Annotated in this window: 3 protein-coding genes and 1 pseudogene; 1 reads left to right on the forward strand and 3 read right to left on the reverse strand. The window is 40.9% G+C overall.

The window, feature by feature from the left end; genetic code table 11:
* Window positions 1-7: 7 nt before the first annotated feature.
* From CWB99_RS19430 to CWB99_RS19440, 3 genes are read right to left on the reverse strand one after another with little or no spacing between them, the layout of a single operon-like run.
* Window positions 8-550 (reverse strand): hypothetical protein, encoded by a 543-nt coding sequence (locus CWB99_RS19430; RefSeq protein WP_138553583.1) that lies wholly within the window; start codon window positions 548-550, stop codon window positions 8-10.
* 30 nt (window positions 551-580) lie between these two features.
* Window positions 581-988 carry a hypothetical protein gene (locus tag CWB99_RS19435; RefSeq protein WP_138553585.1) on the reverse strand — a complete coding sequence of 136 codons (408 nt, stop codon included), beginning with the start codon at window positions 986-988 and terminating at the stop codon, window positions 581-583.
* Window positions 985-1,266, reverse strand: coding sequence for a hypothetical protein (locus CWB99_RS19440; protein WP_138553587.1), 282 nt, complete (start codon window positions 1,264-1,266; stop codon window positions 985-987). Before CWB99_RS19440 ends, CWB99_RS19435 begins: the two co-directional genes overlap by 4 nt.
* A gap of 485 nt (window positions 1,267-1,751) precedes the next feature.
* Here CWB99_RS19440 and CWB99_RS19445 point away from each other — a divergent pair.
* Window positions 1,752-2,137, forward strand: a pseudogene (locus tag CWB99_RS19445) (transposase); the annotation flags it as partial.

Below are 2,137 nucleotides of genomic sequence, written 5' to 3' on the forward strand. Positions count from 1 at the left end.
GATTTGATCAACAAGGCCACTCTCGAATGTACCAATCTAGATTTTCAGAGACTTTTTTAAACACTCTAGGAAAGTAACTTGCCAACTCCGAAAATCCAGGTGAATCGCCCACAGGCCCACCGTGATAATGACGCATATGATCTAAAATACTGGAGCGCTCATCTGGCGATAGTTGGTCAAAAGGGTTTTGGCTGCTGTAGTCATGGTAGTTTGAAAAATGAACGAAAGAACACCCAAATTTGTAGACTGAGCGCGTCCAGCCATTTAACTCATCTGATAACTCAACCATGTCCCTATCAGTGACTTTCGCCATTTTCCCTTTTGCAGTTTTTACTGTCCAAACCTCTCCATTAAGGGTCTGCTCTACAAGCCTCTCCAACTCGTTCGGTTCAGAGACATTAAGTAAATAGATGGCTCGTATCATAGAGTCTAGTTCTTGTCGTAATATTGAAATCACCATACCGTGCAAACCTTCTACCCTTGAAATTGCTTCAGTATGTTCGGCAGAGCGCTTTCTCAATATTAAACAAAATTTAAGAATCGAACTCATATTATTTCCTTGGACTTATACCAATTCAGCCTATTTTATGTGCTTACCTTTATATTTTAGCCGCAACATTTTTCGCCTATCTGCTACCGGAGCTACATGAGCGCTAAATTCACTACACCTGTGAATAATCGTATCCTTACCTTCGATTTTAACCTGCAAAACTTCGGCTTCAGCACCACAAACCTTGTTTTCAGGGTAATTTAGAATGAACTTGCATTCGGTTAGGAGGGGGCTATCATACCTTTTTAAATGCGCTTTAACTTTTCCATATCCTAAGTTAATGAAGTAAGTTGCAGCCATCGTAACGCCACTTACAGCATACGGATTATTCAACACCTCACCGCTAACCAACACCGAGCGTATACTTTGGCTATTTTCATATTTTTTAATAATCGGCGTTCTTTTTGATGCGACTTTTTTCTTGTGGTTTATTTTCATACTCTCTCCAATGCATTACAAATACCTGACATCAAGACTTTGTAGAAAGGCTGATAAACAACTAGAGAAATGTTGTTCAGCGTTAAAGCAATGTTGAATACAGTTATACGGCTATTGAAGCGCCGAACCTCATGTTCTTTCCTATGTATCAGTAACCGAAACTTTCTCTGATGTTCCATCTCTGCATCAAGATCACCATACCCGCCTCCTGATTCATAGAATGTTGCAAGCTTATCTAGTTCGGCATCAATATCTTTTTCTCTCAAATCTATATCCATTACGCCTCCTAATTTCTAGTGGGCGATTGATCGTCCACATTTACCAAACCTGCAATCAGGAACACGGATGGCATGCCTGCAAACAACACTAACCACGCTTTATGAATCCTGCTCATTAGTGATCTATTGGGGTCACTGATTTATAAACGTCATTCAATGCATCCGTTAATATCTGTGGATCGGGTATTATATAAGTATCAGTCACATCATCGCTAATATGACCTATTGCCATCTGGATTACTTCATAGCTGACACCTGCATCAGACATAAGGCTGGCGGTTGTTTTGCGCCCTGAGTGTAATGTCCGCAACGTACTGTTGCACATAATATACACTACAGGTTGTTACCTCAATAAATTTAAATTAACATATCGATTAACTTTATAGGTCTTATTTTTTACACCCTGAACGGCGTTGTTTCTTAAATTATTGAACTAATTTAGTCTTGTGTGATCAGAGCTCAAAAGCAAACACCGAGATTGAACTTTGAACGAAAAGCGTATCACCAACTGGCGCGATTACAACAAAGCCCTTATCGCCATAGGCAATATCCAGCTTTGGTTTTCCGAGGATGCTATTGAACAGTGGAACAATACGCAACATCACGGCGGTAAAGGGCGAGCTAATCATTTCTCTGAGCTGGCAATTGAGACCTGCCTGACTTTGCGGGCTGTATTTCCTCACTGATATCAATGATGAAGCTTGATTTGGATACGCAAACTTATAGTTGTTTGTGTAAGCGAAGTGCAGAGCTGGCTGTTCATTACAGACCAAATACCAGTACTTCCGGAGGCATTGATATCGTGGTTGATAGCACCGGTTTGAAAGTATTCGGGAACGGCGAGTGGCACGCAAGAAAACACGGCGCAAAC

This window comes from Pseudoalteromonas rubra, from assembly GCF_005887095.1.
In the GTDB taxonomy this organism is placed as follows: Bacteria; Pseudomonadota; Gammaproteobacteria; order Enterobacterales; family Alteromonadaceae; genus Pseudoalteromonas; species Pseudoalteromonas rubra_E.